Source organism: Paenibacillus sp. FSL H7-0943 (genome assembly GCF_037963265.1).
Taxonomy (GTDB): domain Bacteria; phylum Bacillota; class Bacilli; order Paenibacillales; family Paenibacillaceae; genus Paenibacillus_AQ; species Paenibacillus_AQ odorifer.
The window spans coordinates 5,682,002-5,699,703 of sequence record NZ_CP150148.1; the positions used below are offsets into that span (position 1 = coordinate 5,682,002).

General features: G+C 43.9%; 16 protein-coding genes. 5 read left to right on the forward strand and 11 right to left on the reverse strand.

The genetic code is table 11. From position 1 onward, the window contains the following. Window positions 1-30: 30 nt before the first annotated feature. Window positions 31-960, reverse strand: a complete 930-nt coding sequence (locus NSQ55_RS24840; protein WP_339174599.1) for a phosphotransferase — start codon at window positions 958-960, stop codon at window positions 31-33. 248 nt (window positions 961-1,208) lie between these two features. Here NSQ55_RS24840 and NSQ55_RS24845 point away from each other — a divergent pair, with 248 nt between their 5' ends. The 4 genes from NSQ55_RS24845 (at window position 1,209) to NSQ55_RS24860 (ending at window position 4,992) form a co-directional block, all read left to right on the forward strand. Next, window positions 1,209-2,420 carry a sugar efflux transporter gene (locus tag NSQ55_RS24845; RefSeq protein WP_052097297.1) on the forward strand — a complete coding sequence of 404 codons (1,212 nt, stop codon included), beginning with the start codon at window positions 1,209-1,211 and terminating at the stop codon, window positions 2,418-2,420. Between the two features lie 87 nt (window positions 2,421-2,507). Beyond that, window positions 2,508-3,056, forward strand: a complete 549-nt coding sequence (locus NSQ55_RS24850; protein ID WP_339169594.1) for a hypothetical protein — start codon at window positions 2,508-2,510, stop codon at window positions 3,054-3,056. A 246-nt stretch (window positions 3,057-3,302) separates the two neighbouring features. After that, complete coding sequence (locus tag NSQ55_RS24855; protein ID WP_076303271.1) at window positions 3,303-3,836, forward strand: sigma-70 family RNA polymerase sigma factor; 534 nt, start codon at window positions 3,303-3,305, stop codon at window positions 3,834-3,836. Further along, on the forward strand, window positions 3,823-4,992 hold the full coding sequence (locus tag NSQ55_RS24860; RefSeq protein ID WP_339169596.1) for a DUF4179 domain-containing protein: 1,170 nt from the start codon (window positions 3,823-3,825) through the stop codon (window positions 4,990-4,992). Before NSQ55_RS24855 ends, NSQ55_RS24860 begins: the two co-directional genes overlap by 14 nt. Window positions 4,993-5,090: 98 nt before the next feature. Here NSQ55_RS24860 and NSQ55_RS24865 read toward each other — a convergent pair whose 3' ends face one another. From NSQ55_RS24865 to NSQ55_RS24910, 10 genes are all read right to left on the reverse strand, one after another. After that, complete coding sequence (locus NSQ55_RS24865) at window positions 5,091-7,043, reverse strand: AraC family transcriptional regulator (protein ID WP_076303269.1); 1,953 nt, start codon at window positions 7,041-7,043, stop codon at window positions 5,091-5,093. Between the two features lie 420 nt (window positions 7,044-7,463). Further along, window positions 7,464-7,928, reverse strand: a complete 465-nt coding sequence (locus tag NSQ55_RS24870; protein ID WP_076186411.1) for a phage tail protein — start codon at window positions 7,926-7,928, stop codon at window positions 7,464-7,466. 92 nt (window positions 7,929-8,020) lie between these two features. Next, the gene (locus tag NSQ55_RS24875; RefSeq protein ID WP_076186413.1) at window positions 8,021-8,920 is read right to left on the reverse strand and encodes a hypothetical protein; all 900 of its coding nucleotides are present in this window, start codon (window positions 8,918-8,920) and stop codon (window positions 8,021-8,023) included. Window positions 8,921-9,065: 145 nt separating this feature from the next. Continuing rightward, window positions 9,066-9,395: a hypothetical protein gene (locus NSQ55_RS24880; RefSeq protein ID WP_339169597.1), complete on the reverse strand. Its 330-nt coding sequence runs from the start codon at window positions 9,393-9,395 to the stop codon at window positions 9,066-9,068. Between the two features lie 290 nt (window positions 9,396-9,685). Continuing rightward, complete coding sequence (locus NSQ55_RS24885; protein ID WP_339169598.1) at window positions 9,686-10,042, reverse strand: hypothetical protein; 357 nt, start codon at window positions 10,040-10,042, stop codon at window positions 9,686-9,688. 32 nt (window positions 10,043-10,074) lie between these two features. After that, a complete protein-coding gene (locus NSQ55_RS24890; RefSeq protein WP_339169599.1) occupies window positions 10,075-11,814 on the reverse strand; it encodes an ABC transporter ATP-binding protein in 1,740 nt (579 codons plus the stop codon). Continuing rightward, the gene (locus NSQ55_RS24895) at window positions 11,811-13,592 is read right to left on the reverse strand and encodes an ABC transporter ATP-binding protein (RefSeq protein ID WP_339174601.1); all 1,782 of its coding nucleotides are present in this window, start codon (window positions 13,590-13,592) and stop codon (window positions 11,811-11,813) included. Before NSQ55_RS24895 ends, NSQ55_RS24890 begins: the two co-directional genes overlap by 4 nt. Before the next feature lie 171 nt (window positions 13,593-13,763). After that, window positions 13,764-14,789, reverse strand: a complete 1,026-nt coding sequence (locus tag NSQ55_RS24900; protein ID WP_339169600.1) for an AraC family transcriptional regulator — start codon at window positions 14,787-14,789, stop codon at window positions 13,764-13,766. Between the two features lie 194 nt (window positions 14,790-14,983). Then, window positions 14,984-15,745, reverse strand: a complete 762-nt coding sequence (locus tag NSQ55_RS24905) for a SagB/ThcOx family dehydrogenase (protein WP_076186419.1) — start codon at window positions 15,743-15,745, stop codon at window positions 14,984-14,986. Between the two features lie 166 nt (window positions 15,746-15,911). Further along, window positions 15,912-16,136 carry a LuxR C-terminal-related transcriptional regulator gene (locus NSQ55_RS24910; RefSeq protein ID WP_019908812.1) on the reverse strand — a complete coding sequence of 75 codons (225 nt, stop codon included), beginning with the start codon at window positions 16,134-16,136 and terminating at the stop codon, window positions 15,912-15,914. Between the two features lie 215 nt (window positions 16,137-16,351). Between NSQ55_RS24910 and NSQ55_RS24915 the strand changes: the two genes are divergently transcribed. Further along, on the forward strand, window positions 16,352-16,519 hold the full coding sequence (locus NSQ55_RS24915) for a hypothetical protein (RefSeq protein ID WP_169744806.1): 168 nt from the start codon (window positions 16,352-16,354) through the stop codon (window positions 16,517-16,519). Window positions 16,520-17,702: the final 1,183 nt, after the last annotated feature.

The window sequence follows — 17,702 nt, forward strand, 5'->3', positions numbered from 1 at the left end:
TAGGTTATCAATCCAAACACCTTGTTTAGTTCATCCTTCGATAAACCTCAGCGCGCGTTCCGATTGATAATCAGCTAGGCCTTGTGCGAATTGTTGATCAGGAAATCCTCTATGCAGCAGCTTTAATCCACCTGAAGTTAAGGAGACATGATGGTGGAATTGATAAAATAACAACCTATCATGATCCAGAGCATCGTTCTTTAAGTACCGATAGAAATCCCCAAATCTCATCTGCAAAAAACTATGCTCATGCTCAATATCATAAAACATTGCTCCTTCGATATCGATCAAGAAAGGTTCCAGTTTATCATTAACCATAACATGGTCAGGACCCAGTTCCCCGTGAATAAACCCATATTGCTGTCTGGGTTCAATTTTTGATTCAAGCTCGTACAACTTATCGAGCAGTTTGCTTTGATTAGACCTGATCTTCTCAATATGTTGGGAGGCATAGGCTAGCTGTACTTTCGCATTTTCCATTTGTAATAAATGACATTGTCCCATGCTGCTCTCGTTAGCATTTGCTTTCCCAAAAACATGCCTCTCGTGGGTATGCATAGCAGTAAGCATTTCCCCCACACGCTGAAAAACTTTATCTTGAACACGTAGCTCGGGATGATGAAAATAGGTTTCTGCCATTCTTCCATCTATATATTCAACCAGAGCATAATCGAAAGAGTAACGATCTCTTTCCTTATTCAGATCATAAAGAGCAGGGGTCTGAATTCCATGTTGTGTTAAGTACCTGTTATTTAATTCGAATAAATGACTTCCATAGGATTGTTCATTTATATCTTCATTTGCTTTTTCTTCTTTAAAATAATTCATAGAAAGATCCCACACATACAAAACGCAGGAAAATCCATTACGGCACTCAATCTTGTAGACCACCTTTTGTGCGCCGCCATGCATGCGCGAAACACGAGCAACGAAATAACTGCTGCCAAAAACCCTACTAATATAATCCTGTAAGTCAGCCTTATCGAGATGACAAGCAGCGTCCATTAACAACACTCCATTTATTAGGTTTTGCCGGCTTCACAATAGTAAATAAAATCCAGCCGAAAGTATAGACTTATTCTTTCTGATCAATTATGATGTTGAATAAGGTCTTGAAAAAAACAAGCATACAAAAAGCCGTTGGAATCAATTTCAACGGCTTTTTTTTATGAAATATCTAAACAAATATAGAGGAGTACTTTCACAACATGTTCAAACGACTAACTGCACTATTTTCGATTCCCTCTTATGGCTTACTCTTTTTATGTATGTTACTGCAGGGGATGGGGATTTCACTCAGCGCACCCTTTTTATCCATTTATTTCACGGAACAGCTTGGAGTATCTGTCGGGCTGTTTGGTGTTTTTCTGGCCACCACGTTAATTGCCGGGATATGGATCAGTACACTAATCGGAAGACGCTCTGACCTCGGCTTAAATCGAAGAAACATTTACCTTGTCTCCACGCTCTGTAATGCTCTGGCTTATAGCGGATACTTGCTCATTGGGGATTTTACGATCTTATTCATCTACATGATTGTGTTCACCGCCCTCGGTGCACCAGGGATGCCTCAATTGTTCGCCATAGCTAGAGAAGCAGTGAATAAGAGCGATTTTACGGATACTGCGTTTGCAAATTCTACCTTGCGTTCTGCTTTCTCTCTCGGCTTTATTACAGGTCCTTTAATCGGTACTCTGCTAATTGCAGCTGTTGGGTTTAAGGGGATCTTCTCGGGCACCATCGGAGTATTCCTGCTGGTTGCCTTACTTATTTCGCTATTCCTGAAATCAAATACAGAAGTGAAAAGCAGTACTGCAGAAGTAAAAGTAAAAAGTTTCCGGTTGGGTCAGAACCGTAATGTTCTGCTTCCTTTTCTGATTATGATACTCATGTATGTAGCCCACTGGACGAGTAGCATCAATACTGCCCTCTTTATTACTAACAATCTAGGGGGAACAACAAGCGATGTCGGTTTAGTCAGCAGTATTTGTGCTGCGCTGGAAATTCCTTTTATGATCATGCTGGGACTACTTAGTGCGAAATACAGTAACCGCATCCTGATGATGTGCGGAGCCATTTTCGGAGGAGCTTATTATCTCGTTGTCATTACTTCAGGCGCGATGTGGCAAATGCTTGCAGCCCAAATTTTGCTTGCCTTTTTTGTTGCCGTTATTTCAGCGATTGGCATTAGCTACATTCAGGATCTGCTTCCAAACATGCCTGGGTATGCATCCACGCTCTACTCTAATTCATCCACGATCGGCAGACTGATTGGCAGTCTTGTTGGCGGGTTATTAGCTAGTGTTGTTGGGTACCGGTATTCATTTGTGCTCTGTTTCATACTCGTCATTATTTCTACAATCATGCTTGCGGTAAGCGGACGTTACTCTGTAGATGATCCACAAAAACTAGCGATTTAATTCGCTTTTTCGGGCTTCATTCAGCCCTTGAAACTTCTCCATATTTTCTCGCGACTAACTAACATATCCTTAAAAAGGTGGGGTTAGATGTTAAAAACTATTGCAAGAATGCTCATGTTGATGTCTTTAATCTTTCTGGCAGCATGTGCAGGGGATGTTAAACCCATCGAGGAGCCGAGCACAGGAGCAAATACGCCAACCCAAAGTCCAGCGATGAATACGCAGAAGCCGCAAAACACAGAACCCAAGCAGCCAAATGAAACTAGCTTTAAAGCAGAATTGTCGATAAATCTGAAATCATATTCAGATCAATTGACAGAGTATGATCTCCCCGCACTTGAAGTGCTGGAAAAAAACCTAACTGCTTTGGTTGAGCATGACCACACACTTTATCAATCCGGGTTCGTAAACAAAAAACTAGCAGATGCTATGGAACCTTATTATGACGAACAATATCAGTACAAATTCACAGACATCGAAAGCATCGATTCCATGTTACCCAACGAACATCAGGTGAATATAACGGTGACCGGACAACGCTTGGATATGGCCGCAAAGACAGTTGAAAATGTAAAAATGCTATACGCTATTCGGCCAAACGATCAAGGGGAATGGGTCATTTATATCATTGATTGATTGATTGATTGATTGATTGATTGATTGACTAACTGACTAGCTTATGAAAAATCGTCGTCCGATTCCTGACAGGGAATTTGAACGGCGATTTTTTTGTGAAAAAAACCAATTTCTCCCCTTGCTAGCATTGCGAGATGCGGAGAATGGAATCATGTTTGTGGTAACCTTCTAGCTACCTACCCGATCTAATATTTAAGTAACGTTACGAACATCCTAAGACTTCTAGTCAAGAAAGCAGGTAAATCTTTGCATATAGATCCTATTGTCGTCAAAGCCAAAGCTGGGGACCCTGAAGCATTCGTGCAGTTGATGCAGGAGATAGAGTTACCTTTATACAGAACTGCAAGGTCCATCGTCAACAAAGAAGAAGATTGTGCAGATGCCCTGCAGGAGACGATGCTTAAAGCCTTTAAGAACATCCATACACTCAGAGAGCCCGCTTTTTTCAAAACGTGGATCTTCCGGATTCTGATTAATGAATGCAATAAAATGCTCAAAAACAACTCAAGAGCCCTCCCTTATGGAGAGCTTCCCGAAGTTCCTTCCACTTCCAAGGATTATGAGAAAATCGAATTATGGGATGCCGTTCAACATCTTGAGGAGAACCTCCGGATTGTCATTCACCTTCATTACCTACAGGACATGCCGATCCGTCAAATTTCCGACATTCTCGAAATTTCTACGGTTGCTGTGAAGACCCGGCTGCATCGCGCCCGCAAAAAGCTAAAGTATTCATCTCAATTCAATCAAGAAATGGAGTTGCGACATGGTAAACACTAAGTTAGAAGAACAATTAAAGAACTGCCAAAGCCTACTTCCCGCTCAGTTATCGGATATTGCCCGCTCCAAACTGAATGAGACTTACCAAATCATCAGGGAGACCGATAATTCCATTTCCCCCATTCAGAGAAAGATGGATGCATCAAGAACTTTTAATAAGTGGTTGATTTCCACTGCAGCCGCTGCAATTCTTGGAGTTACAGTCCTCGCTTCCGGCTTTGTATCGCCCGCAATGGCTGGTGCACTCAAGCAAATTCCGGTTTTGGGACAAATCTATTCATTATGGGGCGAAAAAAACTTAGATCCCGGTGTTCAACAAGCCGGGGATTTCATCACAAACGTAAACCAAAGCGTGACCCATAGCGATGTGACCATGAATATCCCAACGTTGTTATTTGACGGAACCCGAATTCTTATGAACCTAACCACTCCTGGAAACCGTCTGGCTTCGGAGCCCAATTCGCCGCCTTCAGATGCCAATAAAGGGGCGGTGGATAAGTTTGAGGTTCTCTATAAAGGTCAACCTCTGCTCTGGAGTTACGAACACATGGATGGTGAGACTGCTTCCAGCATAATGGTTCAGGTTTTGAATACTTATTATGATCCGAGCACAACAACACAGACTGTCCAGTTCCCTGATCAGTTTGACTTGACTGTAAATGTAACGTTAAAGGGTTACGATGTCCCGTTCGAATTCGTTCTGCCTGTTACCAAATCAACGCCTGTTACCGCACTAACTTCAGAGGAGACCAAGCATCACGATAACATTAACTTGCAGATCAGTAAGGTAGAAATCACCCCAATCACAACGCAGGTATCCATTGAGTACAAAACCAAACCGGGCCAGAGCGTAGAAGAAATGCTCGCTTCTATCCCTTCGAAATATAAGGGTGCTAACGGGGGCGTCATCGCTCTTCAATTTGACATTGTCGATGAACGTGGCGTTCAACTGAAGCCCATCGGTGCTCACCCCTTAAGCGAATCTTATAATGTTCGTTTTGAACCCTTCAAGACTATACCGAATACCGTAACCATCAAACCGTACTTAGTCATTTCCGAAGGTCAAGCCCTAGCTGGGACTAAAGGACTCTGGGAAGACAACAATATGGTCAAGGAATATATCCCTGAGCTGGAGACTGTACTTTCGGTCCAATAGTTCATTTGTAAAAGGGTATGCAAAACTACAAAAGACGAAGCCATAATAGGCTTCGTCTTTATATTTAGATGGCTTCAGGTAGGTTCAATCCAATAAGGTTATTTTGATGAAGCCAGCTTCGATAATTTGTCGGCAATATCTTCGGCTTGTAATAAGGAGGAGTATGAATCTGCTGCAAAATATTTTTCCATATCAATCTCAATCATTCGATTGTTTTTGACTGCATCCAACATCTTCCATGTTGCTGGCAACTTAGGCGGTTCTTTGTCCTTTACGGTAAGGACAATAACGTAGTCACCTACATAATCATTTACCGTTTCCCAAGAAACTTCAACCCGGCTCATTTCCTTATCAATGATTTCACTTTGAACTTTTGGAGCGGGATTCAGACCCAAAATATCGTAAGTAGCTCTGCCGCCTCTCTCACCCTGATTACCAATGACCATTAAAAATTTCTCTACGGTGATATAATCTACGATAGAAATAGTTGCATCTTTTGCAAGTACATTATTAATTTTTTCGCGGGCAGCTATTTTACGTTTTTCGAAATCTGCCACAAACTGTTTAGCCTCTTCTTCTCGATCCAGAATTTCTCCCATAGCTGTAATCTCTTCTTGAATCGTTGCGTATTTACTTGTATCAAATAATACGGTCGGTGCGATCTTAGAATAGTTACTATAAGCATCTTTATTCCAGGTTATGATGACGTCTGGCGCTAGCTCTAATACTTTTTCAAAAGAAATACTTCCTTCTGCCCCTATATCTTGTACCGTCTCATCTAAGAAAGGTTTGAGAAACTGAGAATACTCCAGTTGGGTATTTGATGCGCCAACCGGTACTACCCCAACTGCTAAGACTGGTCCCAAATCCCAGTCAACTACAACACGTTGGGGATTGGCTGGAACATTAACATCCCCCATGACCGTTGTTATTTTCCGTAAACCCGTATTTTCAATGGCCTGATTGGAAGGTTTACTTTGTGTTGGTTCTGCTCCCGCATTGCTATTACGGCTAGTGTTCCCATTTCCGCAAGCTGTAAGTAACAGTGTGAGCACAAGCATTAGCATTAATCCTTTTTTCGTTTCGATCCCCTTTAACATCTGTTTATCCCCTTCAAGTTTTAATTGATAATGATTATCATCATCAATATAACAAGCAGAAGAATATTTGCCCATGGAGGATAAGAACTCTTGCCATGGACTATCTGAAACGATCAAACCTGACTTCACCTTATTTTTGTATTGAACTGGCGTTGTCCCAACCTGCTTCTTAAACAGACGGGTAAAATAAAAGACATCACTATAACCTACGCTTACAGCAATCTCCTGTACGGTGGCATCGGTTTGAATCAGTAACTCCTTCGCTTTAGCCATCCTGGTCTGAATTACATATTCAATGGGACTTCTCCCTGTACGGCGTTTGAACTGCCTCGATAAGTATTGAATGCTATAATTCCATACTTCTGCCATAGATTCAAGTGAAATAGGTTCATAATAATGTTTGTGAATGTATTGAATGATCTGTTCCACTAAATCTATTTCTTTGGGGGCAACTCCTTGAAGCTGTAACTGCTGGACAAGTGTATATACAAACTGATAAAACTGGATTTTCGCCTGGAACCGTTCCATAGCCGGTCTGCGATTCCATTCCTCATACATCGATTCCGCATGACGGTATAAAACAACCGGAGAATTTGGTTTACATGCATATTGCAGATGAAAAGGGTTATTTATATAATAGGATTTCAATATTGTTTTACTAGCTTTAGTAGAAATACTACCTCTATATAAAATGTAATAGTATGTGACATCCTCATGTCCAACCTCGAACTTGATGTTACTTCCTTTTCCCGCATGTAAAACAAAGAATCGTTCTAAGGAATGCCTATTACCATCCAACCAGATAGCACCTTGCCCCCGCACGACAAATATAAAACAACTAGCTGGGAGTATATGTTGCTGTTTACTCTGTCTACGTATCACATGTTGGCGAATATCCACCAGTTGAATCCATGAAGCGTCCCATACCTGGATGTATTCTTCCCAATTCACTGTTAAACCTCCCAAGTCCAAAAGCATGCTAACCCTTTGCAGCTGCAAATCCCTATACAAACCAAAATCGTAAACGATAACCATTATCATTGTCAAATGATAGGTGACTTGTCGAACACATTTGAATGGATCAAATCTGATGCCCCCGGAGAGTCTCCAACCAAGTCGATATAGCCAAGCCACCTCAGCTCTTTTCTACGGGATTTATACCGTACATTTCACCGTTCCAGCTATTCATGCAAAATAATTATGAAGTACGCTCGCAACTCCAGTTTTCGTTGCTCTATATAATAAATTCGGCCTCTTGAATGAGAGTCCATTCCCATAGATAACCTACGCAAATTATCTATATCGGCAAGATTTAGGGCCATCCTTTTACAGGATGGCCCTCTCATTGATTAAGTTGCAATTTTGCTAACCTTAATACTCTCCTTTAATTACAAAAAACGAACCCCGAATTGTTCCGGCTAACTTGGACTTCTGCCTAGCAAACTTAAACTTCTCTTCAAGCTCCTTTGGGATCTCCATCCCCTCAGAAAGCTTAAAACCAACAGCCCGCTTCTTAGGGTCATCCACCGTATACATAACGTTGACTGCAAGACCATCCTCATAAAAGACATAAGCAAATTTAATGTTTTCCACTTGAAAACGCGACGTTTCTAAAGGCTTGGCCGCAAACTCAATATCACGTTCTTCTTTTAAAATTCGGTTCACATAATCAAGGGTCTCCTGACTTTCGCTGGCTTGTACAACCGTAAACTCATGTTTGTATTTGTTCATAAAGTAACGGGCCTCATTAGCACGCAGACCAGCAAGTGCATCTACTACAGGTGAAGATTCTAATCCAACCGTAGACACATTTTTAAAATCAACGATATAGGACATTTCCATCTCTCCTTTTCTCTCATTATTACCAAAAAAACTTATCGTTACTTAGGATACGGTTCGCGTGTTGTCTGTAACGGCAAGTTTCTGTGTTAACTGCTGTGCTCTTTTTCTATTAAAGTGACCATCTCACGCTTCCACTTTTCTCGCTCCTCTGGCGGGATCGGCTCCCCTTTGTCATACAGAAATCTAATCATATAGAACCCATCCTTCGTAAGCAGGCTGGTAACAAGTTCATGCTCTAATACATTATTGTTCATCAACTGCGTCTCCACTATAGAGCTATTATCAGTCTGATGCAGTACTTGAGCGGTCAACAAGGTCTCTTGGGAGATATAATCCGCTGTATGCTTCTCTACAGAAGATGCCTCTATCTTATCAAAATAATTAATCGTGAACGTATGCGAAGGTTCGTACCGATGGTATTCTCCCAGCGGATAATATCCGATAAATTGACTGTTACTGTAGACATGGAAGGTTGCAGGTACATAGCTATCAAGTTGAAAATACGGGATGAATCGCGCAATGCCTGAATTGATCTCTTCTCCAGGAGGAATGACCGCATCCACACCACTAAGGAAATCACCCTTCTTATCTACATAAATCGTGCTATACGGGCTGTACCTCGTAATCCAAATTGAACCATTTTCCTTCACAGCCTCAACGTAATAACTGATAATTTGATTTCTTTTTTCCTCACGTTCATCGGCGGGGTTGATACAGGTATGAATGTGCTTCCGAGTGTATGTAAAGACTGCTTTAGTGGCATCCATTGACAGCAATTCAAATTCGAGAATTTCAGATTTTATATTATAGATTTGAAATGTCATCATTAATTGAAAATGATTTAAAAAGGACATTCCCCTCTTATCTGGATGAAATCTTTTGCTCAAACCTTCTTCATCCTTATCCATATAAGCCTGCTCCAAGCCTTCAACCAGGGCCTGCAGTTCCTCTTTTGTGATGCCTTTATTTTTCTTAAAGAAAAACATGTCTTCTCTCCCCTCATCATCAGTCTACTGCCAATTACTTGCTCCTATTTATTATACGGGCACACCTGTGTACTTTTCTAGTTATGAAGAAACCATCCCTGACAAAGGAATGGTTTCTTTGAGTAGGTATACCTTTCGGTCATCCCTACATTTTAAAATGTTCACGAACTAACCTAAATTGTTCTTCTACGCTCATGTTTGGTGTTCTTTCTATGGTTTTGATGCCCAGCTTAGTGCAAGCGTTCTTTATTTCATTGGAGAACTTAATCATGGATTTATTACTGTGTTTCTCAATCTCCGCATCGGATGTATAAAAACATATCATTCTCTCTTCCGGGATAAACGGTAATATAAATTCAGGCATTATTCCTAAATCTATTAGGATTGGTAGGTCATCAGGTAACTTCAGCAAGTCAATAATAAAGAAGTCCATCATCTCTTCGACCACTTGAAATAACCATTGGCTAGAGATCATCCTCTAATGTTTGAAAACCTAATTCCTCTACAAACTTCTTGGTTTAATTCTTCTTTCAAATAATTATTATTTATCTTCATCTAACACACCCCATTTATATTTCAAAAAGCTTACTCTGACACGTTGGTTGTAAGGGGTTGGCGGATTCTTATCTTTCTAGACAAAAAAACCTTCCCCACCCAAAAGGGTGAAGAAAGCTTAAATGTGTATCCCCAAATTATGGGCAGCTATATTAGGTTTTCGTACCCGAGGGTGCCTTAGTCAACTGCTCCTCCAGCCACCTTATCGCCTCAGCCTCTCCGGAGAAAGCGCCTCCGGCAGCCGTAGGTTCTTTTAGTGGACAACGCTGTAACTGGCTTGTAGACAGCAAGCAACTTTGCATTCTGCATTACGACCGCGATGCCTGAACAATATTGGGCGATTTCCCGCTTGTTCATCTTGCACCAGTTCATATACAGCTGTGTGACCGCACGCTCTGGACGTGTGTTTTTCTCAGCAGAATGCACCATCAGCAGGCCGAAGGCAGATCGGCGCGCGAGCAGTTCTTCCCAATAAGCGATATATTCTTCTACTGTCTCCTGATCAAACGCCTCCCCCAAACTAAGGCTTATGATCGGCCAAGCGGATTCATCCTTTGTTATAGCCATACGTTTCCCTCCTAAAATGTGCCGAGCATTGCCTAAGATGTGATGCGGAATCCAACGGATTGCTGTTGCAGCTTCCAGAGCCGGTCGTACAGTCCGCCGCGCAACAGTAAGGCTTCATGTCGTCCCTGCTCGACCAGCCGACCGTCTTCCAGTACGATAATGTTGTCCGCACCGCGTATGGTTTTCAGCCGGTGGGCGATAACAATGACGGTTCTGCCCGTAATCAACGCATCAATTCCTTTCTGGATTTCGGCCTCATTCTGCGGGTCAAGCGATGCAGTAGCTTCATCCAACAGCACAATTGGAGCATTCTTGAGAATCGCACGGGCAATGGAAATTCGCTGCTTCTCCCCTCCGGAGAGCGTACTGCCGCCTTCGCCTACCGGCGTATCATAACCAAGCGGTAATTTCATGATGAAATCATGGCAGTGAGCCATTTGCGCTGCCTGCTGAATATCCCGACGCGACGCCCCCGGCCGCCCAAAAGCAATGTTGTTCCCGATGGTATCTTGGAACAGGTACACATCCTGAAACACCACCGATACGGATCCTAGCAGATGTTCTGGATCAATATCCTTGATGTTGCGCCCACCTAGCAGAACGCTCCCTTCTTCAGGATCATAGAAACGTGAGATCAGGCGCAGCACTGTACTCTTGCCGCTGCCTGACGGGCCCACAATTGCAGTTAGTGAACCTTGCGGCATTTCCAGACTTAAATTTTTGAGAACAGGCTCTCCTCCATAGCTGAAGGTTACATTGTCAAACCGAATGGTGCTGCTTTTAGGAAGAGGACTCGTATTACCTGTCATTACCGGCTGGCGTAGCAGGTCTACTATACGTTCACCCGCTTGTTCGTTATAGCGGAATTCGGCATAATTGGCTAGCGCTGTGGTCAATGGATCATAGATACGTGTGCCGACAATAAGGAATACTGCCAACTGCAAAATACCGAGCTCCCCCCCTAATAATAGATGAACACCTACGTATACCATTAAGGTCAGTCCCGCACGAAGAAGAGCCATAGCGGTTAGAATAACCGGACCGAACATCCCTTCCAGCTTCACACTTTCCTTCATCAAAGTTTTAAAAGAGTTATCCAGACGGACAAATCGTTCTCCCGTCAGGTTATAGGCCTTCATCACCCGTATACCGTTCAAGTATTCTTGCAAGCGGTTCGCAGCGTTCAGCTTGGCCTTCATATGATCCGCTCCGAGTCTCCGCCGCAGCTTGCCCGATATATACATGATCAGGAGAGCAACCGGCAGCGCTACGAACATAGAAAGCGCCATCCGCCAGTCCAGAAACAGTAAACCAGCAAGTGCAAATATCGGCAGTACAAAAGCTCCCGCAAGCTGTGGCAGCAGATGTGATATGCCCGTCTCAACGAGCGTGAAATCGCCCATCATCATATTGGCTAAATCCCCTGGGTCCCGGCGAGTCAGGTAACCCAGCGGAAGCTTCCGCAGATGTTCTGCTAATTCCGCACGTCCCTGTGCAGCAACATTGTATGCCCCGCGGTAAGCGGTGCGATAGGCGGGAATCTCACTCAGGAACATCAGCACCATGACGGCGACAAGCCCTGCGCAGATCCACCAAAGGCGTTCTGTCTGAAGTTCTGCGCCTACAGTAATATAAGGAGCAAAAATCAACCGCACCGCCTCAATTACAAGCGCGAACGGCAGCACACTAACTAGATTAGCCAACAAGGAAAAAAGCACAGGCTTCAGCAACTGCTGCGGTTTACCGGCAGTAATATTATGCAATACCTTCATAGCTGATCCCCTCCTTTTTCCATATGCCAATCTCCGGCGTCAGTGTAGGCATGCCACATTTTTGTGTAAAGCCCGTCCGCCTCAATCAAACCTGCGTGCTCTCCACGTTCCACGATTTCTCCATCCCGTAGCACCAGAATTTGTGCAGCTTCACGTATAGAGGAGAGTCGGTGAGCAATGACAATAACCGTCTTGCCGCGCATAAGCTCCGTAAGTGCTAACTGCATATGAAACTCATTTTCCGGGTCGGCAAAAGCGGTCGCTTCGTCGAGCACGAGCACTGGTGCATTTTTGAGAATAGCCCGAGCTACCGCAATGCGCTGCTCCTCACCACCCGAGAGATAGACACCGCCTTCACCAATTAACGTATCGTATCCCTGCGGCAGCCGAGTAATGAACTCGTCGCATTGTGCCGCTCTGGCTGCAGCCTGGACTTCCTCCAAAGTCGCTCCCGGTTTGCCGACAGCAATATTCTCATACAAAGTGTCATAGAACAGGAAGGTTTCTTGAAATACAAAAGCAACAGTATTCATTAATTCATGGATCGCCATATGGCGAATATCGACTCCACCGATACGGATCGCACCCACTTGCGGGTCCCAGAACCGCGGCACCAAGCTGGCCACCGTCGATTTTCCCGAACCTGACGGGCCTACCAGTGCTGTAACCTTCCCTTGTTCCGCACGGAATGAGACTTCGCTGAGCGCCGCTGCAGTCCCTGCATCTTCACTGTAGGAGAAAGTTACATCCACAAATTCAACATCAAAAGTATGCGGGGATAGCGGTTCTGCTATTTCCGGTACAGGCTGCTGTGCCAAGAGACGGTCCATCCGCTCCACGCCTTCGCCAATATCCCGAGTGCTTGAAGCCAGCAGAAGTAGCTTGTAGAGCGGAGATGAAACGCCGGGTGCCATAATCAGAAAGAACAACAGCACAAGCGCAAAGGACATGGAATCCGGCCGACCGCTTAGCATGAAGACGCCCACCGGCAAAATAAAGGTAAACGGTGACGCAAGCAATGTTTTGAATAAGATATAACCTGTTTGATAACGGTCCGTATACTCCAGACAATAATCGCGGTAGCTGGTCATATCACTGTAGAACTTTCTGAAAGAATGCACCGTCTGCCCGAACACCTTAACCGCGGGCATCCCCCGTACATACTGCACCGCCGAAGTATTGATCTGCTCCAACGAATCATGATACTGCTTCACACTGGCCTTGCCTCTGCTGCTCATCATAAGCGCTGACTGCACACCTAATCCTATAATTATCGGCAGCAGGCAAGCTACCGCTAACGGCGGACTAAGCCAAAACATCGCCACGATCATCAGCACCGTAGAAGCCAGCACGCTGACTAAATCGGGAAGCTGATGCGCTACGAAATTTTCCACCTTGTCGACATTCTGCTCTAGCGTCTTCTTGACCACGCCTGTTGAAGTCCCGTTCAGGAATCCGAGCGGCAATCTGCCCAAATGCTCGGTCATTCGCACACGCAAATTATATTGAATTCGAAAAGCCGCAATATGCGAGCACATAATACCACAATACGAAGTCACCAGCCCTCCGATTAACCCTCCAAGTGCAATCCACCCCCAGCGGATCATATACGCACCGTCTACCTGTCCGGGCAATGAAGCATGGCGCAGCAGCTCTGCCAAAATGAAATAAACAGACAAAAACGGAATCAGCATTAATACGGCGCTGACAGATGACAATATTCCGGACAAGAGCAGCAAACCTCGCTTCTCTCCGGCGATCTCCAGCAGCCTTGGCATGCCGGTTTTGGTTTTACTCACAGCTGTTCCCCCACTCTTGGTAATTACGCGCAAAAAAAGTGCACTGAGAATGATTCTCTGTGCACTAGTGTATAGGAACGTTGTTCACCATTGCTACCGTTTAAGGGATTATAATTAACCAAATCAGGAGCATCTGTGCAGGATACGGACTTACAACTTAATACCGAAGAGACGCTGCCTGCCGCTGATCAGATATTCTCCTGGACGCACACCGAACTTTTTGCGGAAGGCTGCCGAGAAATGACTCACATTACCGTATCCAACCCTGGAAGCTGCTTCACTTACAGTCATACTCCCTTGTTCCAGCAGCTGCTGCGCTCTCTGCATCCGTTGTTCGATAACGAAGGCATGCACGGTATAACCAAACATTTCCTTAAAGCCCTTTTTCAGCTTGAACTCATTGAGGCATATAATGCGAGAAAGGCCTGCAAGCGTCGGCGGGTGCAAATAATCACGCTGTAAAATCTCCTTAGCGAGCCGCAGGCTCTCCATATCCTCTCTGGACAGCTTGACCGAGCGTGGAATCCGGTCTGCTTCATATAAAGATTCATTGAGATAGACCGCCATAAGCTCCAGCATTTTGCCCTCCAGATAAAGTTCACGCATGCCATGGCTATAGGAACAATCCGCAATCTGCGATAGAATGAAGCGGATGGATGGTGTGATGTTATTTTTTCCAAAAAACAAACCCGCACCAGCTCCGATGCGAAGCCGTGTATCCTCAGTCAGACCACTGGTCATCCGCTCAAATTGTGCAGGGCTCATATCTATGCTGATGAATCGGTACCCCGCTCCACTCAGGTATGTGCAGTTTTCACTTCTTACTCCGCCATGAAACAGCGCGATTTCTCCTGTATCTATAACAAAATAGTCCGATTTCAGCGAGGTCCCCCACTCAATGCCATGCCCCATGCAGAATGCCAGCTCTGTACGCGGAGTGCTAAAATTGCCCTTCGCTTCGATATCCCGATTAAAACAGAGATTAAAATCTGTCATCTGGATATACCCATGGCTAAGCAGGCTGCGGCAACTGCCTTCCCCTATTTCGACTGGAGGTTTAATCTCAAAATGAGCCCCATCAAAACGATAATTATAATCTACCCCTTCACATGTAAGCGTCTTATGGGCATCAATCGTTTCTGCTTCTTTCAGTCCATTGCTTCGCTCCATGCTCATCCCTGCTTCCTCTTACTTTGGGTTAATTATATATGCAATGAGAATGATTATCAATTAAACATTACGATTTCCTCTTCGTTCAGACTGAGCAGTTGGGCAAATACACTGGATTATAATCAAAAAAACCTTTCCCACCCCGAAGGGTGAAAAAGGCTTATATGTCTCACTTCCGAAGCCGTATCTAGCCTTCATAGCTACTCTCGTTTCTTCCCAACTGCCCCAAGATAGATAACAAACTCTTCATCACCGTCTAATTCTAAAATCTCATCTATCAACTTTTGATCATAGATTCCAATTGCGCAAGCACCTGCACCGATGGATTCGCTGGCTAAATAAAGGTTCTGGCAGACATGTCCAACATCGATGAGGATTTTTTTGTGAGCAGAAATATCATACTTCCATTCGGAGCGGTAGGGTGTGGTACTCCAGGCAAACAATACAGAAGCCTTTTTGGCAAAGTTAGGGACAAAGGGCTGATCCAAAGTAATAGCATCAATCTTTTGTTCAAGTTGATCTAATTCAAACATAAATAAGAGCTTATGTTCCACAGGCAGATATCTGTAGATCCCTTGCCCAATGCCCTCTACACGCATAATCATTAAATAGGTTTCAAAGGTGTGCGTCGCCCCACTGCAGGGTACAGTCCGCAGCGTAAGTCCGTTCTTATTCATACCGCTAATCCCTTGGGTAGCCCATAATAAATAGGATAACTCCTCCAGACTCACAGTATCCTCAGAATAGAACCGTGTACTTCTTCTTTGATCTATACAATCAAAAATATTTTCTTTACTCACAACGTCTTTGCTGACCTTGGGCAAATCAATAATTAGTGAATCTGAAACAAATGGCTTAACAATTGGCGGTTGTGCAATTCCCTTGATCTTATCTGTTTTGATATGTTTGAATTCATGAAAATTGGATTTCAGAAAATTTCTTTGTTGTTCATATCTGGTCATAACAGATCCTCCTGAACTACCTTAATAGCTCTAATTTATCATGCCATAAAAATCATACGGTGATCTAACTCACTCTTCAGTTGTTTTGGTGAGTAAACAAAAAACCTCCCTTTGCCCCGAAGGGCAAAAGAAGGCTTAAACGCGTCACTTCCGAAGACATGGCCAGCTATATTTTCAGCTCCCCAAGCTTGATCAGCTCGACAACCGCTTGTGAACGGCCTTTAACGTTTAGTTTTTGCATTACATTGGAAATGTGGTTTCGAACTGTTTTTTCGCTGATAAATAATAAGCCAGCGATATCACGAGTCGTTTTGTCCTGCACGAGAAGCTCAAAAACTTCGCGCTCACGATGAGTCAACAGAAATTTGCTGTGGTGTTCGTTCCCCTTCAATGGTGTCACCCCTCCTTGCCCTGGGTTTGTTTGGTATAACAAGGTAAAGGGATACAGTCAAAACATATTATGTAGTGTTGATGTTAATGGTGCTGTCACAATTATAAAATGGGCTTAGTTCATTCAAATGCAAAATCCTGAAATTTTCATGAATAAGAACATCTTTTTTCAGGGCAAACTACGGTTTGTTGTTTCTTATTAAAGGAGGTGTATGTATGAGCCATTCAAAAAACAATCAACCTACCAAAGCAGAAGTACAAACAACGAAATTAAACAAATTACCACTCGTAGGTAAATTCGAACCTGAATTTTCTGCAGAGGAAGCTGCAGAAGTGTTCGAAAACCAACCCTCTGCAGATCATGAATCCCATAATGAACGATAAAAAGCGGATGACGCCTTGATCTTATTCTTAAGCAGATCAAACCTTCAAAGAATGGAACTGTCACATTAACAGCTTAATTAACTATAAATGAGACGGTTCCCTTCATTTAAACATCGTAAACGACTTAGAGCAGCGATTCGCCATTAATGGGAATCGCTGCTTTATGTTGTAGGCTGTTGGCTGCCCGCTCCAATAGTGTATTCACCAGCCCCAACTGAGGCTTTCGGACCCAGATGGCGTTATTAACAAATTTATCGCCTTTTGAGCGAAGTTTCGGACTCCAGTGACGCTATTCCTTAGAAACAGGCTCATATAGGGTACTTTTCAAACCAACAGCGACTATGCGGTCCGATAGCGACTCAAATATCGCATAATACTGCATTTAGTGTCATCTGGGTCCTTTAGTTACTGCTTATGCGCAAAAGTTCGCTGGGGCCGTTACTACTGCGTACGCGCAAAGATTCGCTGGGGCTTTACTGCTGCATACACACACTGGTTCGCTGGGGCTTTACTGCTGCATAAACACACTGGTTCGCTAGGTAGGTTACTGCTGCGTGCGCGTAATGGTTCGCCGGTTCGGCTGCCCGCTCCAATAGTGTATTCATCAGCCCCTACTGAGGCTTTCGGACCCAGATGGCGTTATTAACAAATTTATCGCCTTTTGAGCGAAGTTTCGGACTCCAGTGACGCTATTCCTTAGAAACAGGCTCATATAGGGTACTTTTCAAGCCAATAGCGACTATGCGGTCCGATAGCGACTCAAATATCAAATAATGCTGCATGTAGTGTCATCTGAGTCCTTTAGTTACTGCGTATGCGCAAAAGTTTGCTGGGGCGGTTACTACTGCGTGCACGCAATGGTTCGCCAGGTCGGCTACCCGCTTCAATAGTGTATTCACCGCCCCTACTGAGGCTTTCGGACCCAGATGGCGTTATTAACAAATTTATCGCCTTTTGAGCGAAGTTTCGGACTCCAGTGACGCTATTCCTTAGAAACAGGCTCATATAGGGTACTTTCTAAGCCAATAGCGACTATGCGGTCCGATAGCGACTCAAATATCAAATAATGCTGCATTTAGTGTCATCTGGGTCCTTTAGTTACTACGTATGCACAAAAGTTCGCCGGGTCGGTTACTATTCTGCTTTTTCAATTGTAATCGGATACATTGCTACAAACTATACT

Coding starts and splice junctions, on each gene's coding strand:
- NSQ55_RS24875 (WP_076186413.1), bottom strand. CDS start 8,920: ATGTTTTTCTTTAAGAAAAATAAAGGCATCACAAAAGAGGAACTGCAG.
- NSQ55_RS24885 (WP_339169598.1), bottom strand. CDS start 10,042: ATGGCTATAACAAAGGATGAATCCGCTTGGCCGATCATAAGCCTTAGT.
- NSQ55_RS24900 (WP_339169600.1), bottom strand. CDS start 14,789: ATGAGCATGGAGCGAAGCAATGGACTGAAAGAAGCAGAAACGATTGAT.
- NSQ55_RS24905 (WP_076186419.1), bottom strand. CDS start 15,745: ATGACCAGATATGAACAACAAAGAAATTTTCTGAAATCCAATTTTCAT.
- NSQ55_RS24895 (WP_339174601.1), bottom strand. CDS start 13,592: ATGCCAAGGCTGCTGGAGATCGCCGGAGAGAAGCGAGGTTTGCTGCTC.
- NSQ55_RS24850 (WP_339169594.1), top strand. CDS start 2,508: ATGTTAAAAACTATTGCAAGAATGCTCATGTTGATGTCTTTAATCTTT.
- NSQ55_RS24845 (WP_052097297.1), top strand. CDS start 1,209: ATGTTCAAACGACTAACTGCACTATTTTCGATTCCCTCTTATGGCTTA.
- NSQ55_RS24890 (WP_339169599.1), bottom strand. CDS start 11,814: ATGAAGGTATTGCATAATATTACTGCCGGTAAACCGCAGCAGTTGCTG.
- NSQ55_RS24870 (WP_076186411.1), bottom strand. CDS start 7,928: ATGTCCTATATCGTTGATTTTAAAAATGTGTCTACGGTTGGATTAGAA.
- NSQ55_RS24915 (WP_169744806.1), top strand. CDS start 16,352: ATGAGCCATTCAAAAAACAATCAACCTACCAAAGCAGAAGTACAAACA.
- NSQ55_RS24860 (WP_339169596.1), top strand. CDS start 3,823: ATGGTAAACACTAAGTTAGAAGAACAATTAAAGAACTGCCAAAGCCTA.
- NSQ55_RS24880 (WP_339169597.1), bottom strand. CDS start 9,395: ATGATCTCTAGCCAATGGTTATTTCAAGTGGTCGAAGAGATGATGGAC.